The organism is Rhizobium sp. LEGMi-198b (genome assembly GCF_054114205.1).
Genome location: NZ_JBSYVH010000003.1, coordinates 186,478 through 211,528, shown reverse-complemented (window position 1 = coordinate 211,528; position 25,051 = coordinate 186,478). Strand labels below are relative to the sequence as shown.

General features: G+C 58.1%; 20 protein-coding genes. 4 read left to right on the top strand and 16 right to left on the bottom strand.

The genetic code is table 11. The annotated features are described in order from the left end of the window. Positions 1 to 10 precede the first annotated feature (10 nt). The 3 genes from ACXHXG_RS13885 to ACXHXG_RS13875 all read right to left on the bottom strand — a co-directional run bounded on the left by ACXHXG_RS13885 (position 11) and on the right by ACXHXG_RS13875 (position 4,751). Positions 11 to 1,912, bottom strand: a complete 1,902-nt coding sequence (locus ACXHXG_RS13885) for an ABC transporter substrate-binding protein (RefSeq protein ID WP_457899629.1) — start codon at positions 1,910 to 1,912, stop codon at positions 11 to 13. 200 nt (positions 1,913 to 2,112) lie between these two features. Continuing rightward, entirely contained in the window at positions 2,113 to 3,621 is a 1,509-nt protein-coding gene (gene arfA, locus ACXHXG_RS13880; protein WP_457899628.1) for an arabinosylfuranosidase ArfA, read from the bottom strand. Between the two features lie 209 nt (positions 3,622 to 3,830). Further along, positions 3,831 to 4,751, bottom strand: a complete 921-nt coding sequence (locus tag ACXHXG_RS13875; RefSeq protein WP_457899627.1) for an ArsR/SmtB family transcription factor — start codon at positions 4,749 to 4,751, stop codon at positions 3,831 to 3,833. A gap of 440 nt (positions 4,752 to 5,191) precedes the next feature. Here ACXHXG_RS13875 and ACXHXG_RS13870 point away from each other — a divergent pair, with 440 nt between their 5' ends. Both ACXHXG_RS13870 and ACXHXG_RS13865 read left to right on the top strand, forming a co-directional pair. Beyond that, on the top strand, positions 5,192 to 5,476 hold the full coding sequence (locus ACXHXG_RS13870; protein WP_104825994.1) for a hypothetical protein: 285 nt from the start codon (positions 5,192 to 5,194) through the stop codon (positions 5,474 to 5,476). A 91-nt stretch (positions 5,477 to 5,567) separates the two neighbouring features. Continuing rightward, positions 5,568 to 6,500, top strand: a complete 933-nt coding sequence (locus ACXHXG_RS13865; RefSeq protein WP_457899626.1) for an MYG1 family protein — start codon at positions 5,568 to 5,570, stop codon at positions 6,498 to 6,500. Positions 6,501 to 6,847: 347 nt separating this feature from the next. Here ACXHXG_RS13865 and ACXHXG_RS13860 read toward each other — a convergent pair whose 3' ends face one another. Beyond that, a complete protein-coding gene (locus tag ACXHXG_RS13860; protein WP_457899625.1) occupies positions 6,848 to 8,803 on the bottom strand; it encodes a methyl-accepting chemotaxis protein in 1,956 nt (651 codons plus the stop codon). A gap of 95 nt (positions 8,804 to 8,898) precedes the next feature. Further along, a complete protein-coding gene (locus ACXHXG_RS13855) occupies positions 8,899 to 9,177 on the bottom strand; it encodes a hypothetical protein (RefSeq protein WP_457899624.1) in 279 nt (92 codons plus the stop codon). Positions 9,178 to 9,826: 649 nt separating this feature from the next. Here ACXHXG_RS13855 and ACXHXG_RS13850 point away from each other — a divergent pair. Beyond that, positions 9,827 to 10,822, top strand: coding sequence for an AraC family transcriptional regulator (locus ACXHXG_RS13850; protein ID WP_104825997.1), 996 nt, complete (start codon positions 9,827 to 9,829; stop codon positions 10,820 to 10,822). Positions 10,823 to 10,873: 51 nt separating this feature from the next. Here ACXHXG_RS13850 and ACXHXG_RS13845 read toward each other — a convergent pair whose 3' ends face one another. From ACXHXG_RS13845 to ACXHXG_RS13810, 8 genes are all read right to left on the bottom strand, one after another. Continuing rightward, positions 10,874 to 11,845 (bottom strand): ABC transporter ATP-binding protein, encoded by a 972-nt coding sequence (locus ACXHXG_RS13845; protein WP_104827815.1) that lies wholly within the window; start codon positions 11,843 to 11,845, stop codon positions 10,874 to 10,876. An 11-nt stretch (positions 11,846 to 11,856) separates the two neighbouring features. Next, the gene (locus ACXHXG_RS13840; protein WP_457899623.1) at positions 11,857 to 12,882 is read right to left on the bottom strand and encodes an ABC transporter ATP-binding protein; all 1,026 of its coding nucleotides are present in this window, start codon (positions 12,880 to 12,882) and stop codon (positions 11,857 to 11,859) included. A gap of 2 nt (positions 12,883 to 12,884) precedes the next feature. Further along, positions 12,885 to 13,856: an ABC transporter permease gene (locus tag ACXHXG_RS13835; protein WP_285169693.1), complete on the bottom strand. Its 972-nt coding sequence runs from the start codon at positions 13,854 to 13,856 to the stop codon at positions 12,885 to 12,887. Positions 13,857 to 13,865: 9 nt separating this feature from the next. Next, positions 13,866 to 14,903: an ABC transporter permease gene (locus ACXHXG_RS13830; protein ID WP_457899622.1), complete on the bottom strand. Its 1,038-nt coding sequence runs from the start codon at positions 14,901 to 14,903 to the stop codon at positions 13,866 to 13,868. A 75-nt stretch (positions 14,904 to 14,978) separates the two neighbouring features. Further along, entirely contained in the window at positions 14,979 to 16,673 is a 1,695-nt protein-coding gene (locus ACXHXG_RS13825; protein WP_457899621.1) for an ABC transporter substrate-binding protein, read from the bottom strand. A 77-nt stretch (positions 16,674 to 16,750) separates the two neighbouring features. Beyond that, complete coding sequence (locus tag ACXHXG_RS13820) at positions 16,751 to 17,644, bottom strand: proline iminopeptidase-family hydrolase (RefSeq protein ID WP_457899620.1); 894 nt, start codon at positions 17,642 to 17,644, stop codon at positions 16,751 to 16,753. Between the two features lie 26 nt (positions 17,645 to 17,670). After that, complete coding sequence (locus ACXHXG_RS13815) at positions 17,671 to 18,261, bottom strand: ANTAR domain-containing response regulator (RefSeq protein ID WP_104826002.1); 591 nt, start codon at positions 18,259 to 18,261, stop codon at positions 17,671 to 17,673. Continuing rightward, positions 18,258 to 19,427: a transporter substrate-binding protein gene (locus ACXHXG_RS13810; RefSeq protein ID WP_457899619.1), complete on the bottom strand. Its 1,170-nt coding sequence runs from the start codon at positions 19,425 to 19,427 to the stop codon at positions 18,258 to 18,260. The genes ACXHXG_RS13815 and ACXHXG_RS13810 overlap by 4 nt, the downstream gene beginning before the upstream one ends. A gap of 484 nt (positions 19,428 to 19,911) precedes the next feature. Between ACXHXG_RS13810 and ACXHXG_RS13805 the strand changes: the two genes are divergently transcribed. Next, positions 19,912 to 21,567 (top strand): diguanylate cyclase, encoded by a 1,656-nt coding sequence (locus ACXHXG_RS13805; protein ID WP_283054328.1) that lies wholly within the window; start codon positions 19,912 to 19,914, stop codon positions 21,565 to 21,567. 137 nt (positions 21,568 to 21,704) lie between these two features. Here the strand turns inward: ACXHXG_RS13805 and ACXHXG_RS13800 are convergent, their stop codons facing one another. The 3 genes from ACXHXG_RS13800 to ACXHXG_RS13790 all read right to left on the bottom strand — a co-directional run bounded on the left by ACXHXG_RS13800 (position 21,705) and on the right by ACXHXG_RS13790 (position 25,031). Further along, a complete protein-coding gene (locus ACXHXG_RS13800; protein ID WP_457899618.1) occupies positions 21,705 to 23,372 on the bottom strand; it encodes a globin-coupled sensor protein in 1,668 nt (555 codons plus the stop codon). A 307-nt stretch (positions 23,373 to 23,679) separates the two neighbouring features. Then, entirely contained in the window at positions 23,680 to 24,399 is a 720-nt protein-coding gene (locus tag ACXHXG_RS13795) for a helix-turn-helix transcriptional regulator (protein WP_457899617.1), read from the bottom strand. Positions 24,400 to 24,506: 107 nt separating this feature from the next. Further along, positions 24,507 to 25,031 carry a sarcosine oxidase subunit gamma gene (locus tag ACXHXG_RS13790; protein ID WP_457899616.1) on the bottom strand — a complete coding sequence of 175 codons (525 nt, stop codon included), beginning with the start codon at positions 25,029 to 25,031 and terminating at the stop codon, positions 24,507 to 24,509. Between the last annotated feature and the right edge of the window lie 20 nt (positions 25,032 to 25,051).

Here is a 25,051-nt window from a genome sequence, read left to right as displayed (position 1 = left end):
GTCGGGAGGATTATGGCTGCGCCGGCTTCAGCTTGACCATCATCAACCGGGAGTTCGCCCAATTGGGAACCGGATCGGTATAAGGATCAGCAATGGTCGGATAGCCTCTCCAGTAGGTGGTATCCATCGACGTGAAGACGTTGTAGGACATCAGCGGAATGGTCGGCATTTCACGGGCCACCAGTTTCAGATAGTCGTTGCCCAGTTCGATGCCCTTGGGATCGTCGGCGCTGACCTTGCGAATGCTCTCGATGATCTTGTCGAGCTCGGGATTGGACCAACGCTGCCAGTTGCGCGGCGGCTGGTTTTCACCCTTCTTGGCAACGAATTCCGAATGCCAGCTATCGAGGAAGAAGGAGAGGTCGGGATCGCCGCCCCAGGTTTCGACGCTCCAGGCGATCGCCACCTGGAAGTCACCCGGCTGGAGTGACGTCTGCCACAGGCTGGTGGACGGAACGGCCTTGGAATCGATGCCGAAAGCGGCCCATTGCTGGGCAATCAGCGTGCCGGCGCGGGTAAAGACCGAGCGGGTATCGCCTTCGACACTCATGCGGATCTTGAACGGTTGGCCATCCGGCGTCATCCATTTGCCGCCAGTTTTCTTGAAGCCCGCCTTTTCCAGAAGCTCGGCTGCCGCTTGGGGATCCGGCTTCCACCAGCCGTAACCGAATGCGGTGTTGATGGCTGCCGGATCGGTCGGGATCTGGTCCTTGAACTTCGGCTGCTTGCGCAAGATATCGGCGATCTGCTGGCCGACCGTCGGATCATAGGGCTTGATCTTACGCTTGCCGGTATCGATCTCGAAGGTCTTGAGCCAGTCCTGCAATGGCGCCTGGTAATCCTTCATGGCGATGGCCGTTGGCGGAACACCGAGCGCCGAAAGGGTAGCCGCGCCACGGTAGCTCGCCATATCCACGGCCTTGATGTCGATAAGCAGCGCGAGTGCCCAGCGCACATCCGGGTTCTGGAAGGTGGGATCCTGCGTGTTGAAGATCACGGCAGGAAGCGTCGGATCGGGATGAGCGAAGGGGAAGCCGGGGAACCAGCTATCGACGGTCTTGGATTTCTCCTTGAGCGTGAACATGCCCTCGGGCGTGTTGTCATGGATAATATCGAGATTGTGCTCGATCTGAGCGATGGTGCGTTTATCCGGCGGGCCCGGATCGACATAGGTGACATATTTCGGCGCCGGCTCGCCGAAGCGGGCAAGCGAGGTGCGCTGCCAGTCGTCGCGCTTCTCCCAGGTGTACCATTTGCCCTGGGGATCATAGGCCTTCAGCTTATAGGCCCCGAGCGAGATGGGATTGGCGAAGTCATACCGGACCGGATCGGCCACCTTCTCGAAAACATGCTTCGGCATGATCCAGGCGCCGTTCCAACGAACGGTGAAGAGCGCGTGAAAGCGGGAATTGGGCTTCTTGAGTTTGAAGACGACGGTGTAGGGATCGGTCGCCTCGACGCTTGCCACCTGCACCGAGAAGGCCGCGCTCCAGATCATCCCGGGATGGTCCATCTGCGTCTTGACGGTATAGACCACATCGTCGGCGGTGAATTCCACGCCGTCGCTCCAATAAAGCCCCTTACGCAGCTTCACGGTCATTTCGGTGAAGTCGGCATTATATTGCGGCTTGTCGGCGGCCAGGGAATTGTCCCAGGTCGAGCCGCCAAGACCTTGTTCGGGATCGATATACCAGAGCGTATCCATGGTCAGTTGCTGCAGGCCGGTCGAAACGCCGCCGCCGCCATTGACCCAGATATTGAACCAGCCGGGATTCTTGATCGTCCCTTCCGGATTTTCGACGATGAGCGTCTCCTTGCGCGGCAAGGAGGTATAGTCATCGGCCTTCGCTGCCGCCATCAGGCCAAGTGTGGCCAGGGCGACGCCGAATGCAAGCTTCTTCCAATGCTGCATGATCTCCTCCCTTTGAGAGCGACGAGAGAGCGGCCGCAGGGACGCCTGGCACGTCGCAGTTTGTCGGTTCGCAGCCGCGTCGGGACTGAGCAAGTCAGGTCCTGGGCTTCTGCGAACCATTCCTCCGGCTCGGTTGCCTCCTCGCAACGCGCGCCGGATATGCCTCGGTCAGGGCCGATAGCCCTGCCGGCAAATGGTCGTCACACCGACAGCCGGATGACGCTGTAGGACAGCGGCTTCAGCGCCGCCCGCAGCCTGCCATCCTCGATTTTTGCGATTTCGACATGGACCGGGACGACCGTTTCCGGCCGCGCGGCGGTGTTGACCGCCTGCAGGTCGCCGTGGGTCATCTCCACCTGCTCGACAATGCGGGCATTTGCAAAGCCGTCCAGGCGGGCGTCGAAATCGAGCGCGGTCTGCGTGTGGCGGTTGACGGCGAAGAAGGTCAGGGTCTTGCCGTCGTCGGAAAGAACGGCTGACGCATCGAGATAAGGAACGTCGTTTGCCTCGTCGCAATCATAGGTCGGACCGTCGGTGATCAGTTGCAGCGCCGATCCACGCCCATATTTCGAGGCGAAATAGAAGGGATAATAGATCGTCTGGCGCCAGGCCGGGCCGCCATCCTCGGTCATGATCGGGGCAATGACGTTGACGAGCTGGGCGATGCAGGCGATGCGCACGCGATCCGAGCGGCGAATGAAGGTGTTGAGAATGCCGCCCACCTGCAGAACGTCTTCGAAATTATAGACGTCTTCCAGCAAATGCGGCGCATCCGGCCATTCATCACGAGCAAGGATCTCCTTGTCCTGCTGATTGGAATGGTACCAGACATTCCACTCATCGAAGGAAATGCCGATCGTCTTCTTCGACCGCTTCTTCGCCTTGATATAATCGATGACGCCACCGATGGTGACGATGTAGCGGTCGAGCTTTTCGGCCTTGGCCAGATAGTTGAGCGTGTTCTTTTCGCGATTGGCGAAATACATGTGCAATGAGATATGATCGGCGCTGTCATAGCACTGGTCCAGAACCTGCGCTTCCCAATCGGGATAGGTCTTCATGTCAGAATTCGACGAGCCACAGACGACCAGTTCCAGAGATTTGTCGAAGCCGCGCATGGCCTTCGCCGTCTCATCGGCCAGCCGGCCATATTCATAGGCTGATTTGTGGCCGACTTGCCAAGGGCCGTCCATCTCGTTGCCGAGGCACCACAATTTGACATCATGGGGATTTGTCCAGCCATGCTTGCGGCGCAGGTCCGACCAATAGGTGCCGCCGGGATGATTGCAATATTCGAGGAAATTGCGAGCTGCATCCAGGCCGCGCGAGCCGAGATTGACGGCAAGCATCGGCTTGGTATTTGCCTTCTTGCACCAGTCGACGAATTCGTTCACGCCGATCTGGTTGCTTTCGCGGGTGCGCCAGGCAAGGTCGAGACGGACCGGGCGCTCCGAGCGCGGGCCTACTCCATCTTCCCAATTATAGGCCGATACGAAGTTGCCGCCGGGATAACGGCAATAGGGCGTATCGAGCTGGCGAACGAGATCGATGACATCGCGCCGGAACCCGTGCTCATCGGCAGTCGGATGTCCGGGCTCGTAAATGCCGCCGTAAATCGCCCTGCCGAGATGTTCGAGGAACGAGCTGTAAAGTCTGGAATCGATGGTCGCGACCTGGAAATCGCGATGGACAATGACGTTCGCCTTCAACGAACCCTCCCATTTATGCATCAGATTTCTTGTTTTCTTGTATCTATCTTGATAGCGATAAATGGCAGTGTCAATTGTGCCGCGCTTTTGATTTTTCCCGTGCAAATTCCTGAAAAATCTATTTAATTACAAGTAGTTCTCCTTGCGGATGGGTGGCTTGGAACGGGAAGAGAATGCGGTTTAATAATCAGGATTTCCGATATCTATCTTCAAACATACAGCCGCATGACGATGTCTCGGCCATAATTTCCAAAGCCGCGGCCGAAAATATTGACCCCGCCGGTGTTGCTGGCATTTTCGGCGATGCCGATGCGGAGCCGGATGGAGGAATGTTGGGCAAGGGCGAGGTCGCTGACCGTGACATTGGAGGCGGCTACGCCGTCGATGAAGGTGCCGCGCGTGGAAATGCGCCAGGTCTTCAGCTTCCCATATTGCGAACCCTCGAGCTTCCACCATGCGGGCGTGAAGGCGCCACGCTTGTCGCCATAGTCGCCCGGTGAGGTCCAGGTTCCAATCGCCATTCCGTTGACCCAGAGCGTGATGTCGGAGGGCCAGTCGGGATTGGTGCCTGGCACTTCAGAAGACAATTCCATCGAAAATTCGATGGCGCGCACGGTCTTGTTCAAGACCTTGGCATTATTGGGGAATTTATACTCGACATGCCCTCTGCCAAACCAGATGAGACCCGCCTGCATGCGTTGTGGATCCAAGAAATAGTCGGGCACGTCGAGAAGGCCGAGCACAGTTTCGGTGGAGCAGAGACCACAGGGCGCATGAATGTCACAGCTCGTATAGAGACCGACCGGCATCGCAACCTCGATGAAGTCGTCCTTCTGAACGGTCGTGTCCTGGAAACTGATCAGAATTTCATTATAAATCGCGGAGCAAATTTTTTGATTGCCCTTGCGTGCCTTGGCAAGACGGGATTCAACCAGTCCCGCCTCTTCCAAGATCTGAATGCCGGTGGCGACCGTTGACTGAGGCAAAGAGAGCGTTCGCGCCATGTCATTAACGTTCATCGGCCCTTTTGAGCAAAGCAACTTGAGGAGTTGTATGCGTACAGGCGCCGAGAGCGCTCTTATAGCATTCTCGTTCTCGCTGGCGTCGATGGTCAAGAACGAGTGTTCCATTACGCTCCCCAGTATTCTTGAAATTACGTTTTATATCTGAAATCTCGATGTATCAAGACTGACTGGCTAAAATTGACTTCAGTGTCAGTGCCGCCGGCTTTTATTTTTTCCAACTATAGGGGCAGCATCTTCAGAAGCTCAATCGACGATTATCCATTGGAAATCTGTTGCTTGATAGACTGCTGACGTTCACAGGCGCCCGCTAGAGGCGCAGGATAGTGGCTCCGATCAGGATGATGAGGAATGCTGGTGGCAAAAGGACGACTGGCAGGAGCCAGATGCCGAAAAGCGAGTCCGCCTGCGCTTGGTCGGGATGAGCGGGATCGTAAAGGATCGGGAGCTTGGAAAATTTGCATCCGCGATATAGCGCTCTTTGGCTCGCCGATCTCATTGTGTCTGCTAGCAGGGGTGAAGTAAAAATCTGACAGAAGGTGAGCTGGATGGTGAAATGGCAAGCTAAAGATTTCGGCCCGGACAGCGTTGTCCTTGACGCTGACAAGCTGTCGCGACCGGTTACCGCTGAAGAGCTGGGAAATCAGCTAGTTCGTATCAATCGACTCTGCACGATTCTGTCGCATGTTCTCGATGCGGCAGACATAGCAGTGACGGATCGGGAACGCCTTTGGTCGGAGATCGAGGGGTTTCAGGATCAAAACTTCGAGGCGTACAAAAGTTTGCTCGCGAGCGAATCCCCCGAAGGAGGCCGGACCAGCCCGCCCAAATAAGCAAATGGCCCGTTGAGATGGGATGCAGCAACGGCTATCTGCTGCTAGACCCCCAGCGGATACTCCGCGAACAACAAGGCATAGCCCCCGCATGATCCCAGATTTCCTCGTCACCCATTCCGGCGGTTTCCATGCCGACGAACTGTTGTCCAGCGTCATCCTGACCCGGCTTTTTCCGCAGGCGCGTCTCATCCGCAGCCGGATGCCGGAATGGACCACCCCCGGCCCAGACCGTATCATCTACGATGTGGGCGGCAGATATGACGCCGCCGCGCGGATCTTCGATCACCATCAGCGCGGCGCGCCGCTGCGGGAGAGTGGCCAACCATACAGTTCGTTCGGTTTGATCTGGAAGCATTATGGCCGTGATTACCTCGCCGCCTCGGGTCTTCCCGAAGCGCATATCGAGGCGGTACATGCCTCCTTCGATGCTAGTTTTGTGCTGCCGGTCGATCTCGTTGACAATGGTGCGCTCAGCCCCTCCGTTGCGGGAGCGCTGGCTGGGCTCACGTTGCCGGCGCTGCTGGAAACCTTAAAGCCCGTTTTTGACGAGGCAAACCCCGAGGCCGAAGATCGCGGGTTCCAAAACGCTCTTGCCATTGCCCGAAGTTTCGTCGAGGCGAGGATAGCCCAAAGCGCCGCAAAGTTGCGGGCCGAGGCGCTCGTGCACCAGGCAATCATAGACGCAGGCAAGGGGCGCATTCTGGAACTCCCAATGGGAATGCCCTTCCGCCCCGCCATCGTGAAGGCGGGCGCCGATCACCTGCTGTTTGTCGTTCACCCGCGCGAAAATGATTGGTGTCTGACCGGCATCCGCCGTGCGGATGAAGGGTTCGAGCTCAGGGCAGACTTGCCTGCCTCTTGGGCTGGCTTGACCGACCGCGATCTGGAAGCGGCTTGCGGCATAGAGGGCGCGAGCTTTTGCCACAGCGGCCGCTTCATCGCCGCCGCCAGGACCCGCGAGGCTGCACTCGCCATGGCCGAGCTGGCGGTGACGGAGGCTGAAGTCGGCGTGACCGGCTGACGCTTGCCAGGCAGATGATGGAGCGGTGCCTAGTCGGCCCGCTCGTTCTGAAAGCCTTACCTGATCGATCTCGTAATCGACCGGCTCCTTGTCCCGCATTTCGCTTTCGCAATTGCCTATGAATTTGCTTTAAAGGGCGGAATGGTAGACTTGACGCAAAGAGACCAATTGTTCGGAGCCTTGCAAGTTCATCACGCCGAGAACATGGAATGGGCAGCGGCGTGACCGCTGCCCATCCCGGATTTCCCAGACCGAAGTCGTCTCAATGCAGAACCGCTAGTCACCGAGATGGAAGGCCATGATTTCCAGCGTCGTGGCCTGACTGGCGGCTGAAGGTGTTGCTTCGATCAGAAGTCTTCCCATTCCTTTACAGCGGCGGCAGTTGCCGTCTTTCCGCCGAAGACGCGGGAGAGCTTGTTGCTGAGGGCGCGGGCCGGAGAGGCAACAGGCTTGGTCGTTTCGCGGACGGCACGCGGGCCGACGGTGTCTTCAAGCCTGAAGTCGGCGATGAGATCCCGCAGCTTTGCGGCCTCCTGCGTAAGATTGGAAGCCGCGGCGGTCGATTGCTCCACCATGGCGGCATTCTGCTGCGTCGTCTGATCCATCGAATTGATCGCCGTGTTAATCTCGGCAAGACCCGTCGACTGCTCCTTTGCGGACACGGCGATCGCATTCATGTGATTGTTGATCTGGCCAATGAAGCCGCCGATGACGTTTAACGCCTCGCCGGTATCGCGCACCAGCTTGACGCCGCTTTGCACTTCGGTGGTCGACGTCTGGATCAGGCCCTTGATCTCCTTTGCCGCCTGCGCCGAGCGCTGAGCAAGCTCGCGCACTTCCTGTGCGACGACCGCAAAGCCCTTGCCTGCTTCGCCTGCTCGGGCTGCCTCCACTCCGGCGTTGAGCGCCAAAAGGTTGGTCTGGAAAGCGATCTCGTCGATAACGCCGATGATGTTGGAGATTTGCTGCGAGCTCTCCTCGATCCGCCGCATCGCCTCCTCGGCATGAGAAACCACTTCGGCGGATTTCTGCGCGCTCTGATTGGCCTGGCTCGCGACAGTGCGGGCTTCTTCCGTCAGCTTTGTCGACGAACCGACGTTGACGACGATCTCGTCGAGTGCGGCGGCGGTTTCTTCGAGTGAGGCGGCCTGTTGTTCCGTCCGTCTGGAGAGATCCTGTGCACCCGACGAGATTTCGCGCGTGCCATTGTTCATGGCGCCAATGCTGTCCGCGATCGTCGAAAGTGCGGCGCCAAGCTGCTGGACCGACTGATTGAAGTCCCGGCGCAGCGGCTCGAAATCCGGTGCGAAGGCCTCATTGATCTGGAAGGCCAGATCGCCGGCGGCAAGCCGTTTCAGACCTGAGGCGAGATTGTCAGAGGCAAAGCGCAATTGTTCGGCTTCACGCTCCGTGCGGCGCTGGAGTTCGGCGCGTTCGGCTTCCTGATGGCCGCGAGAGGCGGTAGCCTCTTCTTCGAGGCGCCGGTTGGCGACTGCATTCTGTTGGAAGACCTTAACGGCTTCATACATGGCGCCTATTTCGTCTCGACGCGTCACGGAGGCGATATCGACATTCATGTCGCCATCAGCGAGCCGGCGCATTGCTGAGGTCATCAGCTTGATAGGCTTGGCAACGCCGATCATCAACGCGATCGCTGATGCAAACAAGACAAGAACAACGCTTGCGCCGACGATCAAAGAGATCGTTTCCGCTGTTGAAACCGAGGCCGCCAGCGCAGCTCTTGCCTCCTGCGTAAAGTGGCGAGCGTTCTGGATCGAGGCGTCCGTTGCCGTGTGAGTGCGCTCCATAACCTGGTTGATATCCACCTCGGAGACGACGCCCAACGCCGCTTCGACTTCTGCCGGGCTCAACGGCGAGCCATTCTTCTTGGCCATGGCTTCGGTCAAAGCGGAGGCACGTTTTGTTATGAGGCCATCATACTCCCGCAAACCATTGCGGATGTCCTTCAAGACATCAGGCTTCAGAGCGATACTGATGGGCTGCTCAAGGCCATCCCATGCCTGTTGGTCGCTGATTTTGGCCTGGCTGAGCGAAGCTTCAACTTCCTTTGCCGTCGTAGCAGAGCCGATTTCATGAGCGGCTGTCCGCATTTCCGCGAGAGATACCGCGGCAGTCTGAATGCCGTTGAGAATCGTTTGTTCACGAGAAACGGCCGCATTCGCCGAACTGATTTCACCGCTGGCGATCTGCTGATTTATGAGAATGCCGATGATCAGTACAATTCCGATACCCGACGAAAGCGCAAGCTTCGTACCGATCTTGAGGTTTGCCAAGAAAGACATATGAATCCTTTGTGTCTTCACCGCCTGCAGCCTCCTCCCTTGAAGCCGGGCGTATTGAATGATTTTCAGTTAGAGACGAAAGAAGAAGTGAGCCTTCACGCGTTCTGCGTGGGCCGCATGTCAGCGTTAATTGAAAGATGCGGCGCATCAGTCACATCGCCCTTCAGAGACGCGCAAAGAGCCTCCAAATAATATGCCGCGTTGCTCAGCATCTCACGCTTGCGCGCCAGCAACTGTAAGAGGTCAGGTGCTTCGGGCGCCGTGGAAAAGGTATCCGAGGCTTGGAAGTCTGGTCGAGCGCGGTTCTGGGCTGGAAATGGAATGAGGTTAGGCACGACGTTCTCCGGGAACGAAGGAGACAGGGGTGCCGTCATCGGCCCTCTGAAGGTAGTGGAGAAAAGCCGCCACAAATCATTTGCGCAGCGCGAATAGGCTTTCGATTATGCCGGAGAGCAGGAGATTGTCCTTGGAAGACAACCGCGTCTCAGCAACTGCGCCTATGCACCCACGAATTGACGCGAACCCTTAACAAAGATTGGATTTTCGTGGATGCGCCTCGGTTCTCACAACCTCAAGTGAACTTTGCTGCTCAATCTGGATATGTTGGCGGAAACTGGACACGATGGCGCGATCCCATGGTGGTAAGAGCGATCATGAAATAGTGCCGCATTTCGCGGCAGTAAAAACTAAAGGATCGCTATGGCGTGACGAGATTCAGTCCGAACTGTCGCCAGGAAGAACCGCTTAGAGACCGGCCTTAACATTCCGTTCTTTCAAGGAGGCGCTACTGGTACTCGCGGTGCAGATTCTTGGTGTTCCAGAGAGTTGGCCGACACAGAGGCACTCGTCGGGCTTTGACGGCCGTCAGAATATCGGATGCCCCCGTGCCGTTTGCTGCTCGGCGGTTTGTTTGCGCCCACGCAGACTTCCGAAATCTCGACGCCGACCAAATAATATCTGGACGAAGTTGCCATTTGACCTGCCATTGCCTTTCAAGCGGTCCACGCACAAACGAATAATCATATGTCAGACAATATCCTGGTGAAATCCTCGCTGCGATTTCATGGCTCAACCTTCGACGATATGGTCGAAATATACACGAAAAACTTCGGTCCCTTTGAGGCCAGCCAGTTGGGCCGGGGGGCAGATTTCCTTTGGCAGGCCGACTTCCATACCGGAGGGGCAGCAACCTTGGTCACCAGTCACTACCAGGTTGAATGGCAAGCACGTCCTCTGGCCGAAATGCCTGAGTGGCTATCGATTGCGGTACCTCGCATCGGAGGCTGGGGCGTAGCGCTTGGTCGCCGAGTGATTGACGTCAAGCCGGGCCAGGTGCTGCTTGTCAATAACAAGCAGCCGGAACGTTTCTTTCTGCAAGGTGCGCCGAATATGTCCGATGTGCTCCGACTGGACTGGGCGGTCATGAAGCAAACGGTTGCAGCAATGTTTGAGATGCCATTGAATGGCTCACTTGATCTGACGCCGATCCTGGATCTGTCCACGTCAGCCGGTCAATTGGTCGGAAATCTCGTGCAAACGATCATTGCGGGTATGCGCTACAACGGACCGCTCATTCAATCTCCGATGGCGATGTCGTATATGGTCAACGCGCTCGCCGATTTGATATTGCGGACGACGCCACATCAGCTATCTCACCTATTGGCCAAGAAGCCCCACCTGGTTGCTCCCCGGCATGTTCGACGTGCCATCGACTTCATGCACGCAAACATTGACCGGCCAATAACGATGCAAATGGTCGCCGAGGCTGTTGGTGTTTCCATTCGCGCGCTGGAAGGGGGCTTTCGGGCTTTCAGGGAAACAACCCCAATGGCTTATCTGCGGGGGATTCGTCTGCAAGCCGCCCGGGCAGATCTTCTGGATCAGTCCAACCGCACGTCGATCAAAGAAATATGCTTGAAGTGGGGCTTCTTCCATTTCGGAAGATTCGCGGTGACCTATCGGCAGACATTTGGAGAAACTCCATCGGAGACGAGGAAGCGCTCAGGAGCTGAAGGCTGAGTAAGCATATGACAATCCACAAACGTCTTTAGACCCGATCTCCGGGCTGGTTCACTCCAGGGGAAAGTGGCAGGCAACCCCATGGTTCGTCGAGGTTTCAGTCAAAAGCGGGCGGCTTTCATGGCAGATATCTCGGGCAAAGGCACAGCGGGTCGAGAATTTGCAGCCCTTGGGAGGGTTGAGCGGGCTTGGAATTTCGCCCTTGAGCAGGATGCGCTCGCGTCTGCCCCCTTTATGCGGCTGCGGAATGGCTGAAAGCAGCGCCTGGGTATAAGGATGGCGCGGGGCGGCGTAGAGCGTGTCGGTCTCGCCGATTTCCACGATGGAACCGAGATACATGACGGCCACGCGGGTCGAAACCTGGCGAACCACGGGAAGATCGTGAGCGATGAACAAATAGGTGAGGTTCAGCCGCTCACGGAGGTCAGCGAACAGATTGATGATCTGCGCCTGTACCGAAACATCGAGTGCGGAGACCGGTTCATCGGCGACGATCAATTGCGGTTCGACCGCCAGCGCCCGCGCAATGCCGATCCGCTGGCGCTGTCCGCCTGAAAATTCATGCGGATAACGATCGAGATATTCAGGCCTCAGACCCACCAAAGTCATGAGTTCGGCAAGGCGATCCTCGACTTCGGAACCAGTGCGGATCGCGTGGACCTTCAGCACTTCGCCGAGGATATCGCGGACCCTGCGGCGCGGATTAAGCGAGGAGGAAGGATCCTGGAAGATCATCTGCATTTTGCGCCGCACTGGCTTCAGCGCCCGCGCATTCGCCTTGCCGATCTCGATGCCCTCGAAGGCGAGGCTGCCGGAAGTCACGTCGTAAAGCCGGGTCATGCAACGACCCAAGGTGGACTTGCCGGAGCCGGATTCGCCGACCAGGCCGAGCGTCTCGCCCGGAAACACGTCGAGGCTGATCTGGTCTACGGCATGCAATATCCGGCCCGAGCCCGGCATCATGGTCTTACCGACGACGAAATTCTTGGTCAGTTGGTGAGCCGAAAGGAGAGGCTTTCGCATTTGCTCGGTGCTCACGCCGCCACCTCCAGGGAAAGAACGGTCCGGCGCAGGGTTTCCCGCTCGTCGCCGTCGAGCACACAGAGCCCGGCCTGATCCTCAAGCCGTCTGAGCGGCGGACGCGCGTTGCACTCAGCGCGGGCAAATCGACAGCGCGGCGCAAAACCGCAGCCCTCGGGTATGTTTTCGGGTGTGGGCGGCATGCCGCCGATCGAGATCAGCCGCTCGGGTCTTGGGCCGGTCAATGGCGGGATCGAGGCCATCAGGCCCCAGGTATAGGGGTGAAGGGGATGGGAAAAGATAGCTTTCGCCGGACCGCTTTCCACGATGCGGCCGGCATACATGACCGCGACCTGATCGGCCACTTCGGCAACGACACCCATATCGTGGGTAATCAGGATGATCGCCGATCCAAAATCCTTGCGCAACCGCAGCAGAAGATCGAGCACCTGCGCCTGGACGGTCACGTCGAGCGCGGTTGTCGGTTCATCGGCGACGATAAGCGCCGGATTGCAGGAGATCGCCATCGCAATGACGGCGCGCTGGCGCATGCCGCCGGAAAGCTGGTGCGGATAGCGCCCGACGGCCTCCGCCGGATTTGCGAAGCCCACCTCCGCCAAAAGTTCGATCGCGCGTTTGCGTGCTGCCCGAGCGGAGAGTTTTTCATGAGCGCGGATCTGCTCTTCTATCTGCCAGCCGATCGTATAGACCGGGGTCAGCGCGGTCATCGGATCCTGCGAGATCAGGCCGATGCCCTTACCGCGAATGCTTCGCATCCGGCTGGCCGGCAGTTCGAGAATGCGCTCGCCTTGAAAGGCAACCGCGCCGTCGACCCTGGTGGTCTTCGCATCGTGAAGGCCGAGGAGCGACAGAAGCGTCACCGATTTTCCAGAGCCGGACTCGCCGACAATGGAGAGGATTTCGCCTTGGCGAACCGAAAAGGAGACGTCGTCCACGGCCTTGACGAGGCCCTTGTCGGTCGCAAACGATACGGTAAGACCCTTGACGTCTAGGAGCAGAGGCTTGTTGGAACCGGTCATCGTCAGCTCCCCCTCACGCGCGGATCGATCAACACGTAGATGATGTCCACGCACGCATTGGCGAGGACGACGAAGAAGGAGGCATACATCACCGTGCCAAGAATCATCGGCAGATCCAGATTAAGCAGCGCCTGATAGGTCAGCCGTCCGACACCGTTGAGGCCGAAGACGACTTCGGTAAGCAATGCGGCGCCGCCAACCAGTGCGCCGAAATCGAGGCCGAACATGGTAACGAACGGGATCAGCGACGTCCGGAGCGCGTGCCTGAGCATTACCCGCGCCGGGCTCAGCCCCTTGGCACGAGCGGTGCGGATATAATCTTCGTGATAGGCTTCCACCAAGTTGGCGCGCAGGACGCGGCCGTAAATCCCGATATAGAGCGTCGCCAATGTGATCCACGGAATGATCAGCGTCTTGAACCAGCCCAGCGGATCTTCGAAAAGCGGCTTGTAGCCGAGTGCGGGCACCCAGGAAAAAAGCCAGGTATCGTGAAGGCGGCTCTGAGAGATCAGATTCATTACCTCGCCAAGCCAGTAGACCGGCATGGAAACGCCGACGAGCGCAAGCATCATCAGCCCGCGATCGAGTAGGCTGCCCCGTGTCATGGTGGCTACGACGCCGGTCACCACGCCGCCCAGGATCCAGAGAACTGCCGCGCCGAAGACGAGCGACAAGGTCACCGGCGCCGCGACGGCGACTTCCGGCACCACGCGCATGCCGCGATTGACGTAAGAGGCCAGATCCTGCGTCACGAAAAGCCGCTTCATCATGATCGCATATTGCACGGGCAGCGGCCGATCGAAGCCGAATTCGGATCGGATGGCCTGGATAGTTTCCTGAGAGGCATTGCGGCCGGCGATGCGGGCAGCCGGGTCGGAGCCGGGCGTCGCAAAGAAGATCAGGAAGACGAGCGCCGAGATGCCGAACATCACGAAGATCATCTGGGTGAGACGCTGGAAGATTGCGACAAACATCCCGCGCCCTCAGACAATCTTGGTGCGTGGGTCGAGCACGTCACGGATGCTGTCGCCGACCACGTTAAGGGAGAGAACGGTGAGCGCGATGACGATGCCGGGCGCGAGCGCCACGGCCGGGCGCGTATATAGCAGCGTCTGCCCATCCTGAATGATTGTTCCCCAGCTCGCATCCGGCGCCTGCACGCCGATCGAAAGAAACGAAAGCGACGACTCGGTGACGATGTTGAGCGCCATCATCAGCGGTATGAAGACGATGAGCATGGTCGACACGTTCGGCAAAATGTCCTTGAGCAGAATGCGCCAGGCTGGAATACCGAGCCCGACCGCCGCGAGCACGAATTCGCTCTCCTTGAGCGCGAGCACCCGGCCGCGGACGGGTCTTGCGACATAGGGCACGTAGATGATGCCGATGATGCCGATCGGCAGGAGCAGACTGTCGGCAGTGATTTCAATCGGGCCGATCACAACGCCCTTCGAAATCATCACGATCGAAAGCGAGATCGCCAGCAGATAGACGGGAAACGCCCAGAGAATGTCGAGAATGCGCGACAGCACGATATCTGCGAGGCCGCCGAAAAAACCCGCAGATATGCCGATGGCTGCGGCCAGCACGAGACAGACGGCCGTCGCAGCCGACGCGATCAGCAGGGAATTCCTTCCGCCATAGAGGAGGCGGGCGGCAACGTCGCGACCCTGCGTATCGGCACCGAGGAAATATTGCGCTCCCCAGGTCGGCCCGATCGGGGTCACGCCGAGGCCCAGCCCCTCGGTAGAGGCCTGCATGATCTTCACCTTTTTGCCATCGACCGTGACCTTGCCGCTCAGGTTGGAGCGGAACGGATCCGTGCCGGCGATATCGGCGGCGTAGAACGGCGCGGCAAGGCTCGACAACACGATCACGAGGAGCAGGAAAACGGCGGCGATCGTTGGCTTGTCGCGTTTCAGGAGCACCCAGGCCCGCCGCCAGGGACCAGCGCCAGTGCGCATCGCAACGACGTCGAGCCTTTCGATCTCGGAAGATGGGGTATCGGCCAAGGCGTTCATCTCGCTTTCCCGCACGGGTCACACACAACAGGCACGCATGCAGGCGGCGGCTCTGATCGCGCCGCCGCCTGATGGTTACTTCACCCAGGATTGGGAGATGACCCAGCGGTTCTGCTTGTTGAAGGCATAATTTCCGAGGCGGGCGGAGGTGAAATTCACGCTCTTCGGCGTGAACAGCGGCGCCAGCGGCGCTTCAGCCATATAGGCCTTGTCGATCTTGGCCCATTCGGCATTGGCGGCTTTCTCATCGGTCAGCGAAAGGGTCATGGCCGCCTTCATCTTGGCGTCGAGGTCCTTATTGCAATAGCCGGCGATATTGATCGAGGAATCGCTGCCTTTGTTGAAGCTGCTGCAGGAGAGCAGCACATTCAGAAAGTCCGACGCGGCCGGATAGTCCATATACCACTGGGTAACGCTGATCTGGACGTTGTTGTTGGTATTCTGAATGTAGGCAAACTCGATATTGGGTGAGATCGCCTTCATTGAGGCATCATAGCCGAGCTCGTTGAGGACGCTCTGAATATAGGTGCCGATGCCGCGTGCAACCGCGTTGTCTTCGGCGATCACGGTCACCTTTTGACCCTTCGTGCCCGATTCCTCGACCAGTTGCTTGGCCTTGTCCATATCTGCCTCCGACCACTTCGGGCCGGGGTCCTTGGTATAGATGCAATCATCGACATGGCCGGGGAAATCGGGCGGCAGGATCTGGCAAGTCGGCTGTGCCAGCACTTCACCCCCGAAGAGCCCGACGAGTGCGTCACGATCGAGCGCATAGTTCAGGGCCTGTCGCGCTTTGATGTTATTAAAGGGCGGTAGATTGACGTTCATCGGCGCGTACCAAAAGGCCGCGAGCGGATCGATGCGAACCTGCTTGGCGTATTTCGAGCCGATCTCAGGCAGGCGATCCGTCGGCGGCGTGTCGAACATCCAGTCCACCTGACCATTGATCACGGCATTGATGCCGGCTTCCTCGGTCATGCCGAACTTATAGTCGATTTCGTCGGCATAGCCGTCCGGCTGCGCATCGACGCTCCATTCCTTGAAATAGGGATTGCGCTTCAACACCATCTTTTCATTCGGGTTGTAGCTTTCGATCATGTAGGCACCGGTTCCCGGTACGGGGCTCGTGCCGGCATCCTTGGCGGGCGTATCGGCTGGGACGATACTCGCATGCGGTACCGCAAGCTTGGCGAAGAACTCCGAATCCGCCGCGGTGAGATTGATGGTGACTGTGCCAGCCTTCTCGTCGGCAATCACACCGCCATCAAGCGTGCAGGTATCACCATCAGCCATGCATTTATCGGCGCCGACGATGCCATTGTAGAAACTGCCCATGGTTGGACCCTTGACCTTGAAGATCCGCTGAAACGAGGCCACGACATCGGCCGGCGTGACGTCCTTGCCGTTCCAGAACTTGATGCCCTTGCGGATCTTGAAGACATAAGTTTTCCCGTCATTCTTGATCTCGGGCATTTCCTCGGCGATAGCGGGCACGATCTTGAAGCCTTCTGTGCCGCCAGCCTGCTTAAACTTGACGAGGCCGTCATAGCTCATCTGGTAGATCTGCCAATACTGGGCGGTGTAGTTGAGCATCGGATCGATGGTGCCGGCCGCCGAAACGGCCGAGAGCGTCATCGTGCCACCGCGATGCTGAGCCATGAGCGCGGCCCGGTCCTCGGCGTGAGCCACCCCCGAAAGCATGGTCTGGGCGAGCAGAAGGCCGGCGAAAGCTGCCCCCGCGCGGAAAAATGTTGTTGTTCGTGTCATCATGATTGTCTGTTCCCTCTTATTATAAATGGTTCGATACCGCTGCTATTTACGACCGGTCCGTTGACAGTCTCTTGCTTTCACGGCGCTTTCTCATTCAGAAATGCGCCAATCTCGGCCATGCAGGCCGCGCGTTCCTCGACATGCGGCATGTGGCTAGACTGTTCAAAGATCCGCCAGCGCACATCCGGGATTTCATCGGCATAGGGTTGCACACAAGCCTCCGTCGCCTCGTCGTAGCGACCAGAGATCAACAGCGTCGGGACATCGATGGTCGAAAGACGACCGACGATCGACCAATCCTTCATCGTGCCGATGACATGGAATTCGTTGGGGCCGTTCATCGTGTAGTAGACGGTCGGGTCCTCGGCTATGGCATCGAAGGTGCGCTTTACCTCCGGCGGCATGGGGACGACGCGGCAGACATGGCGCTCGTTGAAAACGTCTGTTGCCTTGACGTATTCTGGGCTGCCCGTGGTGCCGGCCAGTTCATGCTTGAGCAGCGTGGCCTGCACGTCGGCCGGCAAGGCTTCGCGAAGGCGATTGGCCTCGGAAATCCAGGTTTTCATTGCCGCGGGCGAATTGGCGATCACGAGCGCCTTGAGACCGGCTGGCCGATCGACGGAGAATTCAGCCGACAACATGCCGCCCCAGGATTGTCCGAGCAGGCAATAGGCGTCCCGGATGCCCAGATGGTCGATCAAGTTATGGAGCTCCGCCTTGAAGAAGGCGACCGTCCAGAAATCACCGCCCTTTTCCGGCAGGTGCGTGGACTTGCCATTGCCCACTTGGTCATAGTGGATGACAGCGCGGCCGGTGGCGGCGATATCCTTGAAACTGTCGACATAATCATGCGTGCAGCCAGGCCCGCCATGCGCGACGATCAGCGGCGGCTTACCGGATGCGAGGTCTCCAGTGATCCGGTACCAGCTCCTGTAACTGCCATAGGGCGCATAGCCTTCGATTACCTCCATATTTCGTCTCCTTCTTGTTCGTCTTCCTAATGTCCGCCGTGGGTACGCCTGTCGTTCTTGCAGATGGCGTCCGCGGCCTCTTCGACCGTCATGCCCCAATCCATCGAGATGCGTCTCAAGCGTTTGAAAGCGGCGGCTTCGCCGGCATATCCCTGCTGCATCAATTGCAATACGGCGCGCACCACGATCGGTCGCTGACGCAATCGGTCCTCAAGCGCACGGATATCATCGGCATGGCTGCGGGCTTTCTGGTAGGCATGCGATGCGATCAGCAGCGCGCTATAGGCGCCTGTCGAGCCGATCGGCTTCAGCATATGCGCGTTCGAGCCCTGGGAGAGCACCCATTCGATCCGCCCCGGCGCTTCCGAGCCGATCAACGCGACGAGCGGCATCGGCGAAAAGCCAGATGGCCAGGGAAATTGCTGGTCGTGTCCCATGTCGGCATCGAAGAACACCACATCGGCCTGAGCATCCTGCTCATCGAGCTGCGGCCAGACGGCTTTGACCTGGATGTGCAGCGACTCCAACTGGCGCGTCAGCGCCTCGACGGACGGATGCGGCCGATGCAGGATCACTGCGCGCCACCTCGAAAACATCGGTCGTTCGAAGCGGCTCATTTGACCACCTTCAGTCCCGCGCCCGGCCCATAAACGCTCGGCTTACCGGGAAAAACGGAGCGCACCAGATAGGGATCTGCTTCGACAACAGGGGTTTCGGTGTCGAAAATCTCGAAACCGCCCTCGCTGTCGGACCTGCCGATATATGGCCGCAAACCGGCGTAATGGGTGCGCGGATCAAACGAAATCGGCCCGATGGGCGTATCGAACCGCCGTTGCGTGACCACTTTGCGGATCAAATCCGGATCGTCCGTGCCGGCATCGGCGATCGCCTGGGCCAGGACGGAAACCGCCATATAGGCGAAGGCAAATGGCCCTGTGACCGGCCGGCCGCCACCGCGGCGAGCTGCCAATCGCGCCTTGAAATGCCGATTTTCCTGAGTGTCGAGCCTGTCCAGATAGATGTTGGTGACGATGTGCCCAGCCTTGGCTTGCGAACTCAGGTCGGTGAGATCGATTTCCGAAAGGTTGCAGGCCACGAGCGGCCGGCGTTCGGCGCTAAAATCGACGTTCTCCTCACGCAGTTCCGCATAGGCACGGATGAACGCATGGGCGGAACGGCCAACAAGGTTGGAGAGGATGAAATCCGGCCGCTTCAGGCGGATTTCGGCAATCAGGTGATCGACCTCTTCCGAACCAAGCGGCACGAAGCGCTCTGCCAGCACCTCGCCACCCGCCGCCTCGGTCAGCTCGCGGGCGATGCGGCCAATTTCCCAGCCCCAGATATAGTTCGAGCCGACGATGAACGGCCGCCGGCCGTAACGCGGCAAGACGTAGTCGAACAGCGGCAACAGATGCTGGTTGGGACAGGCGCCCAGATAGATGACGCTGTCACTCGTCTCATAGCCTTCATGCGGAAAGGCGTACCAAAGCAGCGCGCCATGGCGTTCGACGACTGGAAGCACTTCCTTCCGGCTCCAAGACGTGATCGCACCGACGATGTGCCGACATCCCCTCTGGCGGATGGCGACCTCGGCGAGTTCGGCATAGCGTTCCGCACTCCCGGCTGGGTCATCGACACGTGGGTCGAATTGGAAGAAATAGCTGGAATCACCGTTGACTTCGGCGATTGCCGCCAAGGCTCCATCCACGGCATCACGGCCAAGCGTCGCATAAGTGCCCGTCGTCGAATAAAGAAGTGAGAGAGGGACGGGCTTTCGGATCATAGGATGTTCCGCAACCCACCGAATGGGCAGCGGCCGATTGCGCGCCGCTCGAAAGACAAAGGACTATCCTCGTTGGGGGTATTCTTGATCACGCCAAAATCTCGGTTTGAACGCTTGGCACGACCGACCAAACGGCACGAAAAAAGCCCCGTCCGCAGGGTGTGCGGAAAGCGGGGCTCATTTGCCGTTGGCGATCAATGCCATTTCTTGCTTTAACGCTATGACAAGCTCACTTTATAGTCAATTAGAAATCATGCTCATTTTTCAATCATTCGCCTGCGCCCAATCCGGCAATACCGCGCCGCGGCTGGTTAGGCGCTGGGATATGGGGCGCCATCTTCCCGGGCAATCCTCAAAGCAAGGTTAACTGGGAACATTGAGACGGCGTTAACTTACATGCCATGATGAAAATGGGCCTGTCGCATGTTTTGTTGGCTATAGCATCATTGTTAAGCTTCTGGTGCTACCGCTATCCAGAAGACAAATGTTGGCGTTCAATATGCAAACTATTGATATCGAGGCAATTACTCAAAAAGCAAATTCCAGCCTACAGGAAGCGTGGCATCTTGGATGTACGGGCCGCTCGGTTGAGGCACTTACACTTGCCAGCCAAATTCATGCCGATGCCAAGTCGCGGGGCGACGATCGCATTGCCGCCCAATGCGACACGGATATAGCCTGGTATTGTTTGCAGATTGGCAAGGCCGAACTCGGGATAACGCATGTCCGCAGGGCGGTAGACTTCTGGAAATTGAGTGGGGAGCCCATCCAGGAAGCCTATGCCCGGGCGTATCTCGGATGGTTGTTTCTGGAATTGGGCTTGCCCGAGGAAGCGATCGAAGAGGCTACCCGCGCGTTGGATTTGGCCGACAGGACTGAAGACCTAAAGGTGCAAAGCCTGGCCACCAACGTCATTGGAATTATCTTCTGGTACAACAAGCAACCCGACCGGGCGATTCTGATGAGCGAGAGATCCGTCGAGCTCGCCAGGTCGATCGGTGACAAGACCTATGAATGCTGGTGGCTTATCAATCTTGGCGGTGCCCATTCGGAAGGCGGATATATCGCGCAAGCGCGCGGCGAGCCGGAAGTGGGACACCAGATGCTGATGAGAGCGCTGGAGCTGACGGAAGAGGCGCTCCACATATCAATCGAGATCGGCGATAGCTGGGCCGCTCGCATTTGTCTCGGCAACGAAGCCGATTACTACAGCCATCTGGGCGAGCATGACAAAGCGCTTCAGTGCATGGTCCGCTATGAGGCGTTTCAGGAGAACAGCTATGTTCGCGACCGGCAGCAATATCTCTACACTTTAGGCCAGGTCCATATCAATTGCGGGAACTTTGTAGACGCCCGATCGCTGTTGCTCGAGGCGCTGGATCTGATCGGCGACGGCGGCAGTTTCGATTCCTATATCCAGATCTATCTTTATCTGTCGCAGGCTTATGAAGGGCTGGGGCAGTTTGACCTGGCGCTGGAGACGCATAAGAAGTTCCACCAGGCATATTTGCAAAACAGCGCCGAGAGAACCCAACAGCGCGCGCGTCTCGCCGAAATCTATTATGAAACCAAACGGCTTAAGGAAGTCGCGGAGACAGAGTCGAAGCGCGCCGAAACGCTGGAGGCCTCCTATCAGAAATTGCAGGAGGAAACTGATATCCTTGCCAGCGCCGTTTATCTGGATGGGCTGACTGGGCTCTATAACCGCAAATATCTCGACAGCCGCTTCAAGGAGCTAGCGTCCGAGACGCGCCCATATTCCATCGCGATGCTGGATGTAGACCACTTCAAGTCGATCAATGACAACTTTTCCCATATGATCGGGGACCAGGTGCTTAGCGCCATTGGAACCATATTGCGCAACCAGTTGCGGATCACCGATCAGGCGATCCGCTTTGGCGGCGAGGAGTTCGTTGTTCTGCTGGCGGGCCCTCCCGGAGGGGCGGCCGATGTTTGCGAGAGGCTGCGTTCGACGATTGAACGCTGGGACTGGGCGCAGATCTGCAACGGGCTGTGCGTCACGATCAGCATAGGCGTCGCCGGTAGCCTGTCCGCCAATTCTCCGAACGAGATTTTGGAGATCGCCGATCAGAATCTCTATGCGGCGAAAAAGGGCGGTCGCAACCGGGTTGTTTCGTAGCGAGCGTGCCGTCCAGCGACGTCTCTGTCTGGTAAACGCTGCAAGCATCTAGCTGTGTTGCTGCCCCGTAACCAAAGGCGTACGGGGCAGTTTCTTTGCTCGGCTAACTATTCAAATCCCGCCAAAGCCGCACCGGATTAGAATTCCTCCCAATTGGTAGCCGCGACCGCCAGGTTGCCTTGCGTCGCGTAGGCCTTGGCGAGTTTGGCTCCCAGCGCCCGTGCAGGAGATGCCGTGGGCATGTCGCTTTGCTTAGCTGAGCGAGCCCGGGATACCGATGCCTTGCCGATGTTGAATTCACTGAGCATTGCAGCGATGCGACCGACCTCCAGCGTGAGTGCATGGCTGGCGGCGGTGGATTCCTCTACCATCGCGGCATTCTGCTGCGTGCCCTGATCCATCGAGTTGACGGCTGTATTAATTTCCTGCAGGGCGGTTGCTTGCTCTGTGGATGCTCGAACGATCGCGCCGATATGCCGATCAATCTCCTTGACCTCGTCAGCGATGACCGTAAGCGCTTCTCCGGTTTCTCCAACAAGAGTCACGCCCGCCTTTACCTGCTCGCCCGAATTGTTGATCAGTTCTTTGATCTCCTTTGCGGCCTTGGCCGAGCGCTGGGCGAGTTCGCGAACCTCCTGCGCGACGACGGCAAAACCTTTACCCGCGTCGCCGGCGCGAGCCGCTTCGACACCGGCATTCAGCGCCAGCAAGTTCGTCTGGAAGGCGATTTCGTCGATCACCCCGATAATATTCGAGATTTCCCGCGAAGAGCCGTCGATTGCACCCATTGCGGCGACCGCTTGCCTCACGATGTCACCGGATTTTTCGGCGCCGATACGAGCCTTGGCAACCAGTTGTCCAGCCTCCTCAGCACGCCGGCTGGAATCCTTGACCGTGGTGGTGATTTCCTCAAGCGCAGCAGCGGTCTCCTCGATGGAGGCTGCCTGCTGCTCGGTACGCTTGGAAAGATCATCCGCAGCGGACCGAATTTCCTGTGAACCGGAGTTGATCTGTGAAGCGGCACCATTGATCTGCTCGATCGTCGCCGACAACTGGTCAAGAGCGTTGTTGAAGTTGTCACGCAGAGCGTGATACGCCGCCGGCAGGTCGTCATCGATCCGGTAGCTGATGTCCTTGGCGGCGATCGCTGCCATCGCTTTGCCGAAGCTGTTGCAGACGAGCTGGCGCTCCGCGTCGATCGCCTCGGCCTGAGCCTTCTGCTTCGCGATTTCCGCTTCATCGATGTAGACCGAAATCGCCAAGTCCATGTCCAACATCACGGCCTTGACGAGACTGGCAAGTGCCTTGCCGAAGTCCGCACTCTTCATTGTTTTTCGTGAGAATATCCCGCCTTTGGGGAAGATTTCCTCGACGGCGCTCTTGATCAGATGGTCGATAATGATGGCGTAGCCGCCAATGTACCATTGTGGCTCCAGGCCGATGCGGGCATGTACAGTGCCGATCGTACGAACCTTGCCGACATATTCCTCATTGAAATTGCCATCGGCGATATTGTGCCAATGGCCCATCTGCGCACCCTTCGCCCGGGCGATGTTCTCCTCCGTGGAGAAAAAGCGGCTGACCTCTGGGCTCTTGCGCAATTGCGCATAGAACTTGTCCAGACCATGGGGCAGTTCGCGTTCGATCAAAGTTTTTAGGGATCGGATGCCAGCGCGACCGTCCTGATCGAGCTGCATGAAGTCGAGGCGACGCTCGACGTTCTGACGCCGGGTCTTCGCGCCGGCGGCGTCACCGTTGCCTGCGGAATTGGAGCTGTTGTTGGCATGCATGGAGCGACTCGACATTCTCGACCTCGAAAACAATGGGCTTAAACCGCGATTGGGCACATACCTCAATCACATCGAAACCCGTCGTCATGTCGGCGCTGGCGTCCATCCGCCCTTTCGATAAGCCCCAAATTTGGGCGATTTCCTTTATTTGGCGTTAACCAAAGTCAGATCCTCAAGGCACATCGCTAAAGTCTTCGTATATCGGATATTTTCTGCGCTTTTCGGATGGGATGATTTGGCGAATGCAGGGACGCAGCGGCATATCTCTATGCGGCGCTAAGCGCACTCCGAAGAGGAGGCGGGATCGGGAAGGTCCGTCGCCTCAGTTTATGAGGTTCCGGCGAATCGCTTCGGCGACCGCATGGGCGCGATTGGCCGCACCGAGTTTTTTCGTCGCGCTTTTCAGATAGCTATTGATGGTTTCCGGTCGATAATCCGAAGCATCGGCGATTTCCTCACTCGTCAACCCTTTGCTGGCGAGTTCAAGGCTTCGCAACTCACCGTTCGTCAGACGAAGGACGCCGGCGGCGAAGCGATCCATCAAAGGCTTCGTGATTACCCGATGCAGCGGTTCGGCAAAGAAGAGGAGCAAATCCCGCTCGCTTGCTGTGAATTGTTTTTCTCTTGTGAAGCAGACGCCGCCGTAGACGACGCCATCTCTCGCCAATGGCACCTGCAAGCGTTGCCCGATCCTGTAAGCCCGCAGCAAATATTGAAGGCGTTGCGAGGGGGGCGAGATGTCAAAAGCTTCTTCGTCACTCAGCGGCGTCGTTCGGTTCAGCGACTGGATGACCAGCGGGTCCGACAGACCGAGCTTTTCTCCGAAGTAAGTATCGATAAAAGCAGGCGGCATATCCGTATCGATGGAATGGCCTCGTCCAATTTGATACCCGGCGAGATCCAGCCCGCCGACAGCGATGTGGCGGAAATCGACCGCCTTCCTGAGCTGTTCCAGCAGTTCGCTGTCGCGTAGCTGTCTATGGGCGGGAACCTCGGAGAGATCCTTGAAATCGCCCAGGTATTTTATTGCAACACAACCCATCGTCATCTCGTCTTTTGCGCGCTGCCCAATTTTGACGTCGAGAAGTTAATGTCATGTTAAAGTTTGCAAGTTTAGGCGCTGCCCAGATCGCCGATCACGAACGTCTCTTACGTAAATTCAGCGGCCATGATCTCAAGTTCATGCCACAGACTGTCGGCAAATCCGCGCAGGACGAGGAGTTCGTAGCAATCCTCGCTGGTGCGGGCGAGGTTGGCGCCGATATGGCCGATCAGCGTCATCACGGCATGGTTGATGGGGAATTGATTGTCATGCAGGTCCACGCCCGTACCCTTTGCCAGGAGCTGACGCACCTGCGGACCCCTGATACGGATCCGGCTGCGTCCATGCGTTTGGTCCACCAGATAGGCGACGGTCGCCAGACGATCGGCGATGACATCAACATCAACAGCGCCATCGGCGACCAACAACCATTGTCCGGGACCGGAGTTTCTGAGGCTCAGACCTTCTGTTTGCCCGATTGCCGCCAGAATGCCGACCTCGGCAACTGCGCCGGGGCGGGCCAATAGCTGCAGGATCACACCGTCGGTGACCGCCTCCAGTGCCAGACCCCCGAGCACCTTTGGTTCCCCGGCGGGAAGTGCCGGGCGGCGGATGAGTTCAAATTCGGTCATGGCTGCCTCAGATGCCGCGC

Coding starts and splice junctions, on each gene's coding strand:
- ACXHXG_RS13860 (WP_457899625.1), bottom strand. CDS start 8,803: ATGTCTTTCTTGGCAAACCTCAAGATCGGTACGAAGCTTGCGCTTTCG.
- ACXHXG_RS13870 (WP_104825994.1), top strand. CDS start 5,192: ATGGTGAAATGGCAAGCTAAAGATTTCGGCCCGGACAGCGTTGTCCTT.
- ACXHXG_RS13885 (WP_457899629.1), bottom strand. CDS start 1,912: ATGCAGCATTGGAAGAAGCTTGCATTCGGCGTCGCCCTGGCCACACTT.
- ACXHXG_RS13875 (WP_457899627.1), bottom strand. CDS start 4,751: ATGGAACACTCGTTCTTGACCATCGACGCCAGCGAGAACGAGAATGCT.
- ACXHXG_RS13830 (WP_457899622.1), bottom strand. CDS start 14,903: ATGAACGCCTTGGCCGATACCCCATCTTCCGAGATCGAAAGGCTCGAC.
- ACXHXG_RS13855 (WP_457899624.1), bottom strand. CDS start 9,177: ATGACGGCACCCCTGTCTCCTTCGTTCCCGGAGAACGTCGTGCCTAAC.
- ACXHXG_RS13865 (WP_457899626.1), top strand. CDS start 5,568: ATGATCCCAGATTTCCTCGTCACCCATTCCGGCGGTTTCCATGCCGAC.
- ACXHXG_RS13800 (WP_457899618.1), bottom strand. CDS start 23,372: ATGTCGAGTCGCTCCATGCATGCCAACAACAGCTCCAATTCCGCAGGC.
- ACXHXG_RS13795 (WP_457899617.1), bottom strand. CDS start 24,399: ATGGGTTGTGTTGCAATAAAATACCTGGGCGATTTCAAGGATCTCTCC.
- ACXHXG_RS13850 (WP_104825997.1), top strand. CDS start 9,827: ATGTCAGACAATATCCTGGTGAAATCCTCGCTGCGATTTCATGGCTCA.
- ACXHXG_RS13805 (WP_283054328.1), top strand. CDS start 19,912: ATGTTGGCGTTCAATATGCAAACTATTGATATCGAGGCAATTACTCAA.
- ACXHXG_RS13820 (WP_457899620.1), bottom strand. CDS start 17,644: ATGGAGGTAATCGAAGGCTATGCGCCCTATGGCAGTTACAGGAGCTGG.
- ACXHXG_RS13810 (WP_457899619.1), bottom strand. CDS start 19,427: ATGATCCGAAAGCCCGTCCCTCTCTCACTTCTTTATTCGACGACGGGC.
- ACXHXG_RS13815 (WP_104826002.1), bottom strand. CDS start 18,261: ATGAGCCGCTTCGAACGACCGATGTTTTCGAGGTGGCGCGCAGTGATC.
- ACXHXG_RS13790 (WP_457899616.1), bottom strand. CDS start 25,031: ATGACCGAATTTGAACTCATCCGCCGCCCGGCACTTCCCGCCGGGGAA.
- ACXHXG_RS13845 (WP_104827815.1), bottom strand. CDS start 11,845: ATGCGAAAGCCTCTCCTTTCGGCTCACCAACTGACCAAGAATTTCGTC.
- ACXHXG_RS13840 (WP_457899623.1), bottom strand. CDS start 12,882: ATGACCGGTTCCAACAAGCCTCTGCTCCTAGACGTCAAGGGTCTTACC.
- ACXHXG_RS13835 (WP_285169693.1), bottom strand. CDS start 13,856: ATGTTTGTCGCAATCTTCCAGCGTCTCACCCAGATGATCTTCGTGATG.
- ACXHXG_RS13825 (WP_457899621.1), bottom strand. CDS start 16,673: ATGATGACACGAACAACAACATTTTTCCGCGCGGGGGCAGCTTTCGCC.